Origin of the sequence: Candidatus Methylacidithermus pantelleriae (assembly GCF_905250085.1) — a bacterium.
Taxonomy (GTDB): Bacteria; Verrucomicrobiota; Verrucomicrobiia; order Methylacidiphilales; family Methylacidiphilaceae; genus Methylacidithermus; species Methylacidithermus pantelleriae.
In genome coordinates, this window is sequence record NZ_CAJNOB010000045.1 from 43,413 (window position 1) to 57,906 (window position 14,494).

Genomic DNA, 14,494 nt, shown 5'->3' on the forward strand with positions numbered 1-14,494 from the left:
GGTTGTGAGAGGGTCGGAATCCAAACGGAACGAACATACCATCAAAACGAAAGGGAGCTTGCCATGGGAGAGGACTATCGCGTCAAAGACCTGAAACTAGCGGATTGGGGCCGGAAGGAGATTAGAGTCGCCGAGGGGGAGATGCCCGGTCTTATGACGCTCCGCAAGGAGTACGGAAGCAGCCGGCCGCTTCTTGGAGCCCGTATCGCGGGTTGCCTTCATATGACGGTGGAGACCGCTGTGCTCATCGAAACTTTGGTTACCTTGGGGGCAGAGGTGCGGTGGGCCTCCTGCAACATCTTTTCCACGCAGGATCATGCTGCAGCGGCCATAGCGGCTTGCGGGATTCCGGTCTTTGCGTGGAAAGGGGAGACGGAGGAGGAATATGTCTGGTGTATCGAACAAACCCTAAAGTGGCCGGATGGGGGTGGGCCCAATCTTTTATTAGACGACGGGGGGGATCTCACCGAATTGGTACACGAGCGGCATCCGGAACTTCTTTCTCACATTGTGGGCGTGTCCGAAGAAACCACGACAGGGGTCCGGCGATTGATGCAACGGGCTCGCCAGGGAAAACTAGGAATAGTTGCTTTTAATGTCAACGACTCCTGTACCAAAAGTAAATTTGATAACCTCTATGGGTGTCGGGAGAGCTTTCTCGATGGACTTAAGCGGGCTACCGACGTGATGGTAGCGGGGAAACTCGTGGTGGTCTGCGGGTTCGGGGACGTGGGTAAAGGGTGTGCCCAGGCAGCCCGCGGGATGGGAGCTCGGGTGGTGGTCACGGAAATTGATCCCATCTGTGCTCTTCAAGCAGCAATGGCTGGATTCGACGTTTTGACCTTAGAGGAGGTTGTCGAAAAAGGGGACATCTTTGTGACCGCCACCGGTTGCATTGGGGTGATTCGTCGCGAACACCTGGACCGGATGAAGTCCGGAGCGATCGTTTGTAACATTGGCCACTTTGATAGTGAAATCGAAGTGCGTTCCCTTTATGAGGATCGCTCCTTACAGAGGATTACGATCAAACCCCAGGTGGACGAGTTCACATGGCCAAACGGGAAAAAGTTGTACGTGCTGGCGGAGGGAAGGCTTGTCAATCTGGGATGTGCGACGGGCCATCCGAGCTTTGTCATGAGCGCAAGTTTTACCAACCAGGTCCTAGCCCAAATCGAGCTTTGGAGCCAGCGGTCGACAGGTAAGTACCAGAGAGGCAAAATCTACGTGCTTCCAAAGATTTTGGATGAGAAAGTTGCCCGTCTCCACCTGGATCGATTGGGGGTTCGCCTGACTCAGCTTCGACCTGAGCAGGCAGAATACCTTGGGGTTCCGGTGGAAGGACCCTACAAACCGGAGCATTACCGTTACTGAAATCCCCCGTACCAAAAGGACCCAAGCTAAGACACAGGGGTCAGGGCTATGGACGCAAGCCAAGCACGATTGTGGCAATCCAATGGCCAGATGTAACGGTCTTTAGGGGAAAGCCTTCTTTTCGGGGTCAGACAGGATGGCCTTCGGGCTTACTATCCGGGGGCCCGGTTATTTCCAAGGCGTCTCGGGGATCGGGGTGGAAGAGGAGTATCCCATACGGCGGAGCCAAGGGATGTCCCAGGAGGGGAAACCAAAGACTTCGGCCATAAGAAAGGCGAAGCCGACGAGAGGGGCCGAGATCGAAAGGAGCAGACCAGGGGCTTGATCTTTACCCCAAAAGCTTGTCATAAAGAAACGCGAGAACTTTTTTGAGGATAAAGCGACAAGGAGGAAAAAACTACCATTGGTTCGTACGGCCGCTTTCGCTAGTCAGGTGGCATAAGTTATGCTTCTCTGGCTTCCATTGACCGTTCGTTTCGAAAAGTCATTTTCCATTCGTGAGTCTCGCTTTTGACTTGCATCTTCTCGCATGAAGGCGTCAACCGGTGGTGTGGCCGTGGGTCCATCCACCGTTCCCGTGGCTTTGGAGACCCGGCGCCCGCGCAACGTGGACGCTAAGCGAGCCGCTGCTCTTCTCTACGGGGATTGGGGGACAAGCAAAGCCTATGTGATTGGACTTGCGCTTGCGGCGGCTGGCTACGGAGCCTTCTGGCTTCTTTTGCCGATGAGCCTCCTCACTGCGCTGGTAGGGATTAATTACATCGCCATTTGCCGGCTTTATCCCGATGGGGGAGGGGTGTACGCCAGCGTCCGTCATCGCTCCCGGGTCATCGCTTTTGTGGGTGCCTTTCTTTTAATCGCGGATTACCTCGTTACGGCTGCCTTAAGCGCTCTCTCCGCCTTTGACTATCTGGGAGTGTCTCATCCGGAAGGGTGGGCTGCGATTGCGATTCTGTTTGTTGGGATCCTCAACTATTTCGGACCGAAACACAGTGGGGGTCTTGCCTTTTTTGTCTCCCTTCCTGTGGTTTGTGCCGTGGTGATCCTGGGTTTAGTGAGTATCCCCCACATTCCGGCTGCGATCGCTCATCTACGGCCTCCGCCGGGAGGTCCTTTGGATACGTGGAAAGCATTTGTTAGCACGATCCTGGCTCTCTCCGGGGTAGAAGCCGTTGCCAACGCTACGCAAGTCATGCCGCTAGACGACCCTTCCCCAGGCGCGCGCCCTTGTGTGTCGCGGACGGCCACCCCAGCCATTCTAGCCGTTATGACTGAGGTATGTTTTTTTACGGCCTTCTTAGGCTTGGCTGCCCACGCTTTGGAGAATCTTCGCTTTGTGGGAGGCAACGTAGATGCTCCAGGACACCCCGGGGTTCGGGATTACATGCTCCGATATATGGGGGAAATTTTTGTGGGAAACATCCTCGGCCCCCAGATAGGACAGATGTTTGGCTGGTTTGTGAGCCTTACCTATGGGGTCTTACTCCTTTCAGCGGTCAACACTGCCGTCGTAGGCTTAGTTTCGATCCAGTACGTGATGTCCCATGACGGAGAAATGCCCCGTTTCATGCAGAAACTCAACCGTTTCGGGGTGCCTGTCATCCCACTGGTTATTGCTACTCTGGTGCCGGCCATCCTCGTGGCAACGGTAAGGGATATGGCAGCACTGGCCGACCTCTATGCGGTAGGGGTGGTTGGTGCGATCGCTACGAACCTGGGGGCAACCGCAACGGATGTAAAGGCAGAGCTCAAACGGTGGGAACGAGGTCTTATGCTTTTCACCTTCCTGGTCATGGGGGTGATCGAACTAACTGTCTTGGTGGATAAGCCTCACGCGCGGGTTTTTGCCGTCACTCTCTTGGCCATTGGGCTTGCGCTGCGGGGATTAGCTCAGGAATGGAGGGATCGAAGAGCCCTGGAGGAAAAACCCGCAAAGGAGGCATTTGTCCCAGCTTTTTCTCCTGAAGAGTCCGGTGGAGATTTTTCGGGTCCTCCCATTTTGTGCGCTGTGCGAGACACGGGTAAAACGCTTGATTTTGCGATTAAGGAGGCTCAGGCAACCAAACGGCCCCTATACGTTCTTTTTGTTCGTTTGCAAAAGGTGGTAACCGAGAGGGATCGAAGACGAGTTTGGCAGGAGGACCCTGATGCAAAAAGGATCTTCGGCTATGCATTGTCACGGCTCCCTAAAGGATGGGTGACACCTTGTTATGTGGTGAGCGAATCCGTGCCCGAGGCGATTGTGCAGGCTGCAGCGCAGCTGGGTGCGAGCCGCGTTATTCTAGGATTCCCGCGCGAGGCTTTTGTCATTGAATTTTTACGAGGCAACTTCGTTCGGGAAGTTGCCCGAAGACTGCCTGAAAATGTGGAGCTCGTCATCGTTTCGTAGAGAAGCCTCCCTAAGCGTGCGAGGGGAGTTGCAGGGAACGAGAAAGACTGGAGAAAGGAGAGGAAAAGACCCGAAGGCTCTGTGGGTTCTCTTTTCTCCGGGCGCGCGGCCAAGGCAGAAAATCCCCTGGTTCTTTTTTGACCCCGTGTGACGTACAATCTCCCGGAAGGGAGAACCTCCTTTTTTGGGCGATCTTGTTTGTGCCGGATACCGCGATCTTCCCTTAAAGGGGCTCTCCCCAAAAATCGTATCCGCGGATTCCCACAAGACGAGCCCAGACAAACTCCCCGGGTGGGGCTTTCCTCGTTAAACAGATTCGCGTGTCCACTTCCGGAGCGTCTCCCTCGGAACGGGCCCACCGGCCATCCTCGACTAGAACCCGGAGAGTCGCTCCGAGCATTCGGGTTTGGATCTGCCGATACGTTTCCTGCTGGGCGGCTAGGAGCTTGGAGCGACGCTTGCGTTTGACGGGCTCGGGGATCTGGTCAGGGAGTTTGGCAGCGCGAGTACCCTCTTCGGCAGAATAACGAAAGACTCCTAGCCGTTCAAACCGGGCCTCGCGAATAAACTCGAGAAGCTTTTCGAAATCCTCCTCTGTTTCCCCAGGAAACCCCACGATGAAAGTCGTCCGGAGCACTATCCCGGGAAGCGCCGTCCGGATTTTTTGGAGAAGTTCCCGTAGATAGGACTCCGAAGTTCCCCGCTGCATTCTTTGGAGAACGGGATCGGAAATGTGTTGGAAAGGGATGTCGGCGTATCGAGCGATTTTGGGGCATCGGGCCAGAGTGTCAATGAGCCTGTCGCTCCAGTGTGCTGGATGAGTGTAGAGAAGTCGCACCCAGAAATCTCCGGGTATTTGACTCAGGGCCTCAAGGAGGTCCGCCAAGCTTTCAGAAAATCCTTCCTGCCGCCGATCTTGCCCAAAATAGGTTGTGTCCTGGGAGATCAAATTGAGTTCCCGAACCCCTTGGGCCACCAGGTTCCGGGCTTCGGTAACGATCGAAGCGATCGTTCGGCTGCGATAGCGGCCACGTACTTGGGGCAGGATGCAGAAAGTGCAGGGATGGTTACAGCCCTCGGCAATCTTGACGTACGCGTAGTGTTTGGGAGTTAGGCGGAAACGAGGAGCGTCAAAATCGGGAACATACCGGGAACGGGGACTCACCCAGTTCATCGGGGGGGTGCTAGGGGATTTTTCTCTCTCGAGAAGCTCAGCAACGCGGTCTGCGATGCGGGGCACCTCGTCTAGTCCAATAAAGGCGTCGATTTCCGGCAAAAGGGCGGGGAGTTCTTGCGGAAAGCGCTGGGAGAGACAGCCGGCAACAACGATCTTTTGAGGATTTCCACCCTGGGTCGATCGGGCCTGGTGAGCTTGAAGGATCGTTTCAATGCTTTCTTCCTTGGCTTCGTCCACAAAGCAGCACGTGTTAATGATAAGAACGTCCGCGGATTTAGGGTCCTCGACCAGGCAGGCTCCCTGGTCAAGAAGGGTCCCCATCATCACTTCGGAGTCCACAAGATTCTTGGCACACCCCAGGGAGAGGAGGGAAAAAGAAACACCACAAAGCCTCGGGGTCATGCTTTTATTGTCCTTCCCCTTTGCTTCTTGGGCAAGCCGCCTTCCGCTGCCGCAGGAGCATCCAATAGACTGGATCCTTCGGAGGCCGCAAATCTAGGCTCCCGGTACTCGCCTCACCAACTCCTTTCGGCCTCTAGCCCTGTTCTAAGGAGTTGGCAGAGTAATCTCCTCCGGGTTGCGGTTGGTGGCTACCAACGGGACGGTTTGACCATTGATACTAATCTCTAAAGAGGCCGGATTGGCTACCCGCAAGCGAAATTTTTGGCCGGAAAACGTGCGACGTTCCCCCGCCGCAAGTTTTCCCGCAAAAACTTGATGGGTCGCACCATTTTCAACCACGCTCACCTGAACCCAACAGCTTCCTTTGGCCCGGATGGCAAGCTCGTAGGAAGTGTTAACCTCGGGTCGATGGTCTTCCGGGTGGACTGGCTCGGCTCTTCGGACTTCTGGCGCCAGAGCTGTCTGGGATGGCGATCCCGCTGGTTGGGCCGGTAGCGCAGGAACTGCCTCCTCTTCACCGGGAAGAACCGGAATCGCTCGGCGGACCTCTTCCTGTAGGACTGGCGCAGAAGCTGGCGAAGACTCTTTAACTGCAGGGAGCACCCCTGTAGGGGAGTGGTAGGTCACTTGATAAATTTTGTAGCCGACAATGGAACAAACCAAAAGAAAAAGGGAACTGACAAGCCCTAGACTAAACGTGCGAGGTCTCACATCCCGGTACTCCACGATCGGTTTGGCTGATTCCAGGAAGCGAACAGGATGAGGCGCTAGAGAGAACGTTTCTTCCCATTCTTGTAACTCTTTTTCTAACTGGGGCAAAAGGTCTTTTTCGTCGAGGCCCAGCGTTCGTGCGTAGGTCCGCACAAAACCTTTTACGTACGCATAACTCGGGAAGGATCCAAACTTTCCTTCCTCTAAATACACCAGCTGCTCCTTTCGGATCTTGCTCGCCTTGGCTGCCGCCTCGAGACTCCATCCGCGCTTTTCTCGAGCTTCTCGTAAGATGGACCCTATCGTCTTTGTGCTTTCCATCTCCTCCATGGCTTTTCCTTACCACCATCATACATCATCTTAACGGTAGTCCCAACCTCAGATTTTTGGCGGAGGCCCATCTAGGTCCAGGAGTACTTCTCGTGGTCGAGCCCCGTTCTCCGGTCCCACAATTCCCTTTCGTTCCAGCCAGTCGATCACCCAGGCGGCCCGGTTGTACCCCAGTCGAAGTCGCCGTTGCAAAAGGGAGGTGGACGCTTTGCGTTCCTGCCAGATAACTTCCAGGCACTTGTTAATGAGCTCTTGGTCTTCCGCTTCTAGCGCATCTTCCGTTTCTGCCCGGCAGAGGGCCTGATGAATAGTCGGCTCAAACCCAGCTCCTCCCTGCTTGACCCAATGGTCGACCACTCGCCGTACTTCTTCTTCGGAGACGTATGCTCCTTGACCTCGAACCCACCTGCTAGATCCGGGAGGGAGATAGAGAAAGTCTCCCCGGCCCAAAAGGTTCTCTGCCCCACCCTCATCCAAGATCACGCGAGAATCCACCCCGCTGGCCACCTGGAAAGCGATGCGGCACGGAATGTTGGCTTTGATCACTCCCGTCACCACCTCTCTTCGAGGTGTCTGTGTTGCCAACACAAGGTGGATACCCGCAGCCCTTGCCTTGGCGCACAGGCGAGCAATGGCCGTTTCTACCTCCGCCGGTGTGGCCTGCATGAGGTCGGCCAATTCATCGATCACAAGAACAATGTAAGGAAGTTCCGAGGGCCATTCCTCCCCGCTGGAAGGCTCGCTCTTTTCTCGTTCGGCAGATTTGGTGCTCTCACCCTCCTTGCAAAACGTGCTCGCCGAGGACGACTTTATGGGCTCCCCAGATTTTTGTCGTTGGTTATAGGAGACGATATTCCGCAGACCACTTTGGGCCAGCAGCCGATAGCGCCGATCCATTTCTTCGGTCAACCACCGCAGCGCGACGAGCACCCGTTTGGGTTCCACTACCACAGGAACCACCAAATGAGGGAGACCCTCAAAAAGCAAAAGCTCAACTTGCTTGGGATCCACGAGCACAAGTCGCAGCTCCCTGGGATTAAAACGGTAAAGGAGACTCACCAAAAGAGCGTTAAGAAAGACCGACTTGCCGGATCCCGTTGCACCGGCAATCAAAAGATGGGGCATGTCCGCAAGATCGGCCACGAGCGTTTTCCCATAGACATCTTTCCCTAAGGGGATGGGAATCCGCGCTTGCGTGCTTGTCCAGGCAGCATCTTCCAATAGGTCACGCAGTACCACTGGGATCTTTTGGTCGTTGGGTACCTCAATCCCCACACTATCCTTACCGGGAATGGGAGCTAAGATATGGATCCGCTCAGCTTTGAGAGCCCGGGCCAGGTCGCGTTCCAAACTACGAATTCGGTCCACGCGCACCCCGGCCGCAGGGTAAATTTCAAATCGCGTAATGGTCGGGCCTCGGGTCACAGTTCCCGGAGTGGCTTCAATTCCGAAGGTGGCAAGGGTGCGGAGGAGAATCTGGGCTTTTTCCCGAAGCTCCGTTTCCGGTAAAACGGGCGATCCGCCCAGGGGAGCCCTTGTCAATAATTCCAGGTCTGGATAGACAAAGGAACGAGGGAGGCTTTCTTTTTGGGGAGGACCTCCGCAGGACAAAGACGTCCGGTCGGCAGGAGCCGGTTTGCCTTTCTCTCTTGGCTCTCCGAGTTCTCTACGAGGACGTGCTAGCTGGGCGGCGTCCACAATGGGCAGATCAAGAAGGCGCTCTGGAGAACCATTCTCCTCCTTGCGGGAAACCTTCTCTTTCGCAAGTCTCTTTTCCAGTTGGCGTTTCTCCTTGAGCAAGCGTCGCTCGGCCAGAACCAGTTTCCCCGCAAGGCCCGCCTGGGTAAGCCGTTTTTCTTCCCACGTTTCCCATTGGTTCCGCACCCAAGCAACCGCGGACAACGCCCAACGAATCGGGTGAAGCTCATAAAGAAGAAGGAGGGAAACAAAAAGGGTAAAAATCGACACAAGCTCCCCTCCCAGAGGTCCCAAAACCGGTAACAGAAGCTCTTGATGGACATTTTCTCCAACGAAGCCTCCTGGGCTTGAAACGTTGGCCCAGCGGGCCCAGCTCTCGCCCATTTCACGAAAAACATCCAGAAGGCAACTGCCCGACACAAGAGCCAGGAGGAACCACCCCAGTTTTTCCCATCGAAAGACATTGTGCCCAACGGCCCATGCGACCGCTGCGCTCCCGAGAAAAACGGGAATTCCGAAGGCTGCCAGGCCGAAGACCTCGGCTAAAACATGGGCGATCCTTGCCCCGAGTGGGCCTGCAACATTGTGAGTGTGGAGGTTGGGTTGCGATACGTTAAAGGCACTATCTTTTGGGTCGAGGGAAAGAAGGCTAAGGGCAATCAACAGGGATAAGCCCAGTAAAGCAATGGCGAGTGCTTCCCGATAGTGAACGCCTTGGGTCCCTTTTGCCATGAGTAGATTCAGCTGCGAGCGCTACTTCCCATTGGAGATAGTGTGCAAGGGACCGGTTTGCTTTGTCAATCGTCTGGGAAAAGGCAAGCGCAGGCTCCTTGTCACGAAGCGCACCGGGGCTGCAAAAGAAAAACAAGTCGGATGGTAGAAAAAGCTCTCCCGAAGATACTTGCCATGGGAAGAGGCTTTTGTTACCAAGGAAACAACAAAAGCTTTGTCGCAGTGAATGTTAGCGCCTGTTGCCTGCAAAGCTTGGGCTTCGTCCAGAGAGGTGGAAGAAGCTGATCCCAATCAAAAAAAAGGAGGAAGAAACGATGGCTCACACGTTGCCCGAGTTACCCTATCCTTATGATGCCCTGGAACCCTACATTGATGCACAAACGATGGAAATCCACCATACTCGGCATCATAAAGCCTATGTGGATAATCTCAATAAGGCGATCGAGGGTCGTCCTCAGCTTGAGGCCCAATCTGCAGAGGAACTGATTCGAAATCTTTCCTCAGTGCCCGAGGAAATTCGGACGGCAGTGAGGAATAACGGCGGGGGACACGTTAATCACAGCTTCTTCTGGCAAATTTTGGCGCCTCCTAGGGAAAGCGGGAAGCCGGAAGGGAAACTGGCGCGCGAGATCGAAGCGGCTTTTGGGGGATTAGAAGCTTTTAAGGAAAAGTTCCGAGCTGCGGGGCTGGCTCGGTTCGGGAGCGGCTGGGTGTGGCTGGTGGTAGATCGGGCCGGAAAGCTGCAAATTATCTCTACTCCGAACCAGGATAGTCCTCTGATGGACGGTCTGGTGCCCATTTTGGGCTGTGATGTCTGGGAACATGCTTACTACCTTAAGTATCAAAATCGGCGGGGAGACTACCTTAAAGCGTTCTGGAACGTGGTGCGCTGGCCGGCGGTGTGTGAAAACTATGAGCGTGTTGCCTAGCGTGTGGAAATACCTTTCGACTGCAACCTGTCCTCATGACTCTTTTGCGAGCCCTTGCTCGTTCTGACCCATAGTTTTGACCGGTAGAGGAGAGGGCGCAGATTTTTCCATTCTCATTTTTTTTGGGGCGAAACGGGTTGCCAATAGCGAAAGAATAGAGCGACACATAAGGCTGTTCATGGCCGGATGTCCAAAGGAAGTTGCGTGGGTGGGGCAAGCGGCAGGACGCCAGCTACAAGAGGGCTTGGCGGATGTGACAGGAGCACTCTTTGCCTCTTCTCGCAGAGCGGCTGCCGACCGGGATGGTAACGGTGCATGTGGAGGGGTAGCACCCGATGGCGTACCCCCCACGCGTGGGTGTGCAAGCGCCGATGAAAAAAGCGGATTGAGGCAGGGAGTTGGATTGGGTTTTCCGAGTTTACTCTCAAGCAAACGGCTGCGGATCGTCAAGGCTCCTCAAGGAGGGCGGCTCCGGGGTGAACGGCGATCGCAGAGGGCTCAATTGGGCAGCTCTGTGATCCGAAGGCCGGCGTCATCGTGGTCGAGCATCCCCGCCGGCTGATGCGCTTCGGCTTCGAGTACCGGGAAGCGGCATGGGGCGCGCAGAGTTGAGCCATCCTGGTAGTGGATCCGAATGGGATGACCGACCATATTGTGGGCGACCCGCATGAGGAGGTCGATTCTTTGTGTGCCAGGCTTTACAAAAAAAATCCGCGCAAAAGCGTGCCCAAGAAGGCGCTCGAAGCGATCGGATGAATAAGCTCTCTGTTTTCCCTTGCCAGACGCGGTTTGGGGGTGACGCCCGAGCAGGGGTCATTGCGTAACACCTATGCGCCGCTCTACGGGCGCGCGCAGCGGAGGGTCTTGGCCCCGATGCAGGTTGGCGTTTGGCTCAAACGAGGGCAATCGATCCTTCCTACCGCGGTTTGGCTTCACCACCCAACAGTTCCATGTGATCCAGGTCCCAAGCTCGAAGGAAAGAGCGCTTCGATGGGGGAAAGGCGGTCCAAGCTCATTGAGGAAACTAAGGAGAGATCCGGAGAGCGGAAAAGGTGATCCGCGAGCTCGAGGAAAAGGTGCCAGGATCAAACGTTTTGCATCAAAAAAGGCGGCGGCTGACCATCCTGCGGACCAGGCTTGACGCGCTTCTGGCCGATAAGGACTCCGGACGGGTGCGTCTCTCTTTCGGTTGACGCCGCCTCTTCCCGTAAAGAGTTTTCCTTGGAAGAAAACCGATGCGCTAACCACGCGGACTGGAAGAGGGATTGGCAAGTGGAGCGGAAAAGCCGGTCCTATGTGTTCGGGTCGAAGGAGTAGACCGCAGGCAACCAGTCCTGTCCATGCGTGGTCACCCCGGACGGGAGGCTATCGGACTTGCGGTTGCGGCTGCCGGACGGATTGAGGAGCCCGACCCGAGAGCTGGTTCTTGAGGGCGTGTGCTTCGTCTACGGCCAAGAGGCGATCCTACAGGGCCTCTCCGCGAGCTGGATCATGACCGGTCCAACCAAGAGGGGAAAACTCGTCCGGAAGCAGGAGGAATCCGAGGTAAGGTACCGCTTGGTGCGGGACCGGAAGCGGTAGCGGGTATTGGCGAGCGTCGAAACACGGCCCCCTTTTGCCTGGTGACACGCCGCCTTGCCGGAGCGGTCGGCATCGACCCGAACGAGGATCATCTCGGCTTGGCCGCAACGGACCCCTTTGGGCATTTAGGAAGAATGCGCCGGACCCGACTGAATTTTTATGGGAAAAAGCACCCAAAAGGGTCCAAGCGGTTTTTTCCTCGTGCGTGCGAAGGGTGGCCGAGGTCTTGGGCCGAATCGCACAGGACTCTTGCGATCGGACGATTGGATTTTCGTAAGAAGAAGGCTCGAGCCGGAGTCAGTGGATCCCGTTTGGGCTCGCTTTGCTCTTTTTGTTCGTTTCCTCTAAGACGATCGCGGTTGCTCATGGCGGCTTTTTTCGCTCCGGAGTCGAGATGATCGAAGTCGGGCCCCGCCTACACGTCCGTGATCGGAGCGGTGGAACACGCGCGTCGTCATGGCACAAGTTCTAGCTAGGGCGGGGCCTTGTGCCGTCACCAGAGGGGACTAGGTCTTTCCAAATCCCGATTCGTGTGAGAGGCAATCGTGCCTACTCGGAATGGCGCTTGTGTCACCGTCGCCCCCTATCTGCAAGCGATCAGACGAAGCATATATGGAGCATATATGGTCGTTTCTACGGCGGGGGGTTGGGGGAGACTCAGAGCGGCGCATGCGCGGTCGGAAGGCAATCGACTGCGCGCCTCTGTCAGCGAAAACGCGGGCCTGGGCGCAATCGGGGCTTTGCCAGAGGAATGGCGGCGCGCACTTCGTCGGCAGCGCTGTTCGGCCGGTGTCCCGGACGCTCTTCCTGGTAAGGGAATGATTGTCTAGGGTGTTACGAACGGTATTTGGGAAGCTCTCCGGTTCTCTTGGGCTTTACCAAGACCCGGAGAAGTGCTAGGGATTTCCCTTGTGGTATGCCGGAAGGTCTCCCAAAGCCGGCTAAGAGGCTACTGGACGGCTCGGAGAAACGAGGGATTGATTTTGGGTGGATGGGGGCCTTGGCCCATTGTCCTTGAGTGGGTTTCCGTTACGATCTTTTTCTTCTAGGAGCCAAGGGCGGCTCTTTTTTTAAAGCGGGCCCTGATTACAGCGGGGCAGCCCAGAGGGAAAAAAGTTTTCACGTTGGCGGGGCGACTGTTTCTATGGCGTTCCCGCGTAGCGGGCCATCTATGTGAATACCGCATCGGGGATCCCTGGCTAACGGGAATAGCCCGCAGGCATGCCTCTCTGCGCCGAAACGGTTTGAAGGCTCTTCTTGCGGGTCTTTCATTGATCCAGGAGGAACTAACCGGTGAGGGAACCTGTCTTGAACGATGGGCGAAAGATAGCTAGCTACGAGCCACGGAACGGATTCCAGGGGAAAAAGGATGAGCGGTTGAAGCACTCTAATCCAGACAGATGGGAATGGGACGGTGACGGTCAAAGGCGACGACAGTTCGAATATTGAGCCGGGTGAGCAGGTCTGCCAGCCGGTCGTAGTTTTCTCCTACCTGGTGTTCGGAGTGCGCGTCTGAGGCAATCGTAAAAGGGATACCCAGCTCCCGAGCTCGCTCCAGGATTCGTTCCGACGGATACACTTCTCCGACGGGTTTTCGCCAGCCAGCCGTGCTAATTTCCAGGGCTAACCCGGAATCCCGAATGGCTTGGAGAACAGGATCGAAATAGTGGAGAATGTCACCCTCGGGCCGGTATCCGAAGATCTTGATAAGATCCAGGTGCGCTAGACAATCGATCGGATAGGAACGAATGAGATTCAAAAGTTCTCTGCAGTAGGCTTCGTAAACCTTGTGAATATCTCTTCGCTTGAATTCCTCCCGATGATCGGGATGATCAAAAGGCCAGTCCTCTAGGAAATGGACCGAGCCGAGCACAAAATCCAATTTTCCCCAGTTGCGTTGGACCCAGGCACGTCCTTCGGCACCTGTTTCGGGGTCATTGTCTAGTTCGATCCCGCATCGGATGGTAAGATCTGGGTTGGCCTCGCGCCATTGTTCCACGACATCAAACCGAACCCCTGGGTGGTAGCGGTCGTGGTCCGTAATCGCAAAATCTCGAATCCCCTTTTTGCGGCAGGCTTCGGACCAGCGGGCGAGATTGGCTAGCGTGTACGGTTGCAACCGGTGGCCCTGGGGATGCATGTGATAATCAAGAAAAACGTTCACGGTGAACCTCCGATACGCGCAAGGCATTCTTCCCAAGTCTCGCCCACAGGTTCGACGTGGTCCCCCTCGTGAATCCCATGGCTTTGAAACCATCCTTGCGAGACTTCCAAGGCCATGCGGACGCGAGAGGAGCTGGACCAGACTAGATGCATGTCGAGAGGTTTCATCGTTCGAATTTCCAAGATGCTACCCGTGGCATCCAGAAAAGCAAGGGAGAGAGGTAAAACTGTCCGGTACATCCAAAAACTAACCCGTCCTTCTCGCGGAAAAAGAAAGAGCATCCCTGTATCGGGATCCAAAGAAAAGCGCCCCTGGAGGCCGTGCGACCGTTCTTCTGGTGTTACTGCCAGTTCCACACGGAGGCGATACGATCCAAGAGCTAGAACAAGGAAACGCGGCGTAGCCGGAGCTAGACAAAGTGCGGGCAAAGAAAAAAGACAAACCAAAATCGCTGCCCCCAACGTTAGGTTGCGGGACCAAAGAGGCCTCTTTTTCCATCGGGGAGACAAAATCGGTTGCTTCACTGTGCGCTGCGCCGTTTGGCTCTACATTCTATTCAAAGCCTGGAGAGAAGACACAATTTTCCTCCCTCTCCGGGTCGGGCGCTGCCCGCCTCCACAAGATCTTCGGGGAAAAGTTGCTCCGCCGACATGAAAAAAAAATGGCACCGGGAATGCCCAGCTTTTTTGGGGGATAACAATGGAAACGGCAACGGCATATCGGCCTGCTCTTTGCCTTGACCTTCCTCGATGGAGCAAAAGGTCAACACATCCAAGGCGGGGTTAGTAGGGAGGCCAGCCGGGAAAAAGCGTCATTGCGCTTCTCTCCAAAGGCTACTTGATGTAGTAGAAGAATTATCTAGGTAGTAGGGTTATTGTCTCTTTACCGGTGGCCACTGCCCGGTGGTGCAATGGTAGCACAGGGGCCTTTGGAGCCTCTGATCATGGTTCGAATCCATGCCGGGCAGCCAAACGCTTCCATGAATCCTTACGGTTACAAGAGCTCGGCAG

11 protein-coding genes and 1 tRNA gene are annotated in these 14,494 nt (G+C 55.5%); 6 read left to right on the top strand and 6 right to left on the bottom strand.

From position 1 onward, the window contains the following. Window positions 1–63: 63 nt before the first annotated feature. Window positions 64–1,371, top strand: a complete 1,308-nt coding sequence (ahcY, locus tag KK925_RS08655; RefSeq protein WP_174582312.1) for an adenosylhomocysteinase — start codon at window positions 64–66, stop codon at window positions 1,369–1,371. Window positions 1,372–1,900: 529 nt separating this feature from the next. Further along, window positions 1,901–3,760 carry an amino acid permease gene (locus tag KK925_RS08660; protein ID WP_174582313.1) on the top strand — a complete coding sequence of 620 codons (1,860 nt, stop codon included), beginning with the start codon at window positions 1,901–1,903 and terminating at the stop codon, window positions 3,758–3,760. Window positions 3,761–3,983: 223 nt separating this feature from the next. Here KK925_RS08660 and rimO read toward each other — a convergent pair whose 3' ends face one another. The 3 genes from rimO to KK925_RS08675 all read right to left on the bottom strand — a co-directional run bounded on the left by rimO (window position 3,984) and on the right by KK925_RS08675 (window position 8,810). Next, window positions 3,984–5,339, bottom strand: coding sequence for a 30S ribosomal protein S12 methylthiotransferase RimO (gene rimO, locus KK925_RS08665; protein ID WP_174582314.1), 1,356 nt, complete (start codon window positions 5,337–5,339; stop codon window positions 3,984–3,986). A gap of 144 nt (window positions 5,340–5,483) precedes the next feature. Then, window positions 5,484–6,380 (bottom strand): helix-turn-helix domain-containing protein, encoded by an 897-nt coding sequence (locus KK925_RS08670; protein WP_174582315.1) that lies wholly within the window; start codon window positions 6,378–6,380, stop codon window positions 5,484–5,486. A gap of 48 nt (window positions 6,381–6,428) precedes the next feature. Beyond that, window positions 6,429–8,810: an FtsK/SpoIIIE family DNA translocase gene (locus KK925_RS08675; RefSeq protein ID WP_236027898.1), complete on the bottom strand. Its 2,382-nt coding sequence runs from the start codon at window positions 8,808–8,810 to the stop codon at window positions 6,429–6,431. Window positions 8,811–9,124: 314 nt separating this feature from the next. Here KK925_RS08675 and KK925_RS08680 point away from each other — a divergent pair, with 314 nt between their 5' ends. After that, the gene (locus tag KK925_RS08680; protein WP_174582316.1) at window positions 9,125–9,739 is read left to right on the top strand and encodes a superoxide dismutase; all 615 of its coding nucleotides are present in this window, start codon (window positions 9,125–9,127) and stop codon (window positions 9,737–9,739) included. 498 nt (window positions 9,740–10,237) lie between these two features. On the opposite strand, the gene KK925_RS08685 is transcribed toward KK925_RS08680, so the two are convergent. After that, entirely contained in the window at window positions 10,238–10,408 is a 171-nt protein-coding gene (locus KK925_RS08685) for a hypothetical protein (RefSeq protein WP_174582317.1), read from the bottom strand. A 1,535-nt stretch (window positions 10,409–11,943) separates the two neighbouring features. Here KK925_RS08685 and KK925_RS08690 point away from each other — a divergent pair. Together KK925_RS08690 and KK925_RS08695 are read left to right on the top strand one after the other, a co-directional pair. Then, on the top strand, window positions 11,944–12,150 hold the full coding sequence (locus KK925_RS08690; RefSeq protein ID WP_174582318.1) for a hypothetical protein: 207 nt from the start codon (window positions 11,944–11,946) through the stop codon (window positions 12,148–12,150). Between the two features lie 294 nt (window positions 12,151–12,444). After that, window positions 12,445–12,654, top strand: a complete 210-nt coding sequence (locus KK925_RS08695) for a hypothetical protein (protein ID WP_174582319.1) — start codon at window positions 12,445–12,447, stop codon at window positions 12,652–12,654. Between the two features lie 53 nt (window positions 12,655–12,707). Here KK925_RS08695 and KK925_RS08700 read toward each other — a convergent pair whose 3' ends face one another. Together KK925_RS08700 and KK925_RS08705 are read right to left on the bottom strand one after the other, a co-directional pair. Next, window positions 12,708–13,484 carry a histidinol-phosphatase HisJ family protein gene (locus tag KK925_RS08700; protein ID WP_174582320.1) on the bottom strand — a complete coding sequence of 259 codons (777 nt, stop codon included), beginning with the start codon at window positions 13,482–13,484 and terminating at the stop codon, window positions 12,708–12,710. Continuing rightward, window positions 13,481–13,945, bottom strand: coding sequence for a DUF192 domain-containing protein (locus tag KK925_RS08705; protein WP_214096441.1), 465 nt, complete (start codon window positions 13,943–13,945; stop codon window positions 13,481–13,483). Before KK925_RS08705 ends, KK925_RS08700 begins: the two co-directional genes overlap by 4 nt. A 435-nt stretch (window positions 13,946–14,380) precedes the next feature. On the opposite strand from KK925_RS08705, the gene KK925_RS08710 reads away from it, so the two are divergent. Then, window positions 14,381–14,454, top strand: a tRNA-Gln gene (locus KK925_RS08710). Window positions 14,455–14,494 lie beyond the last annotated feature (40 nt).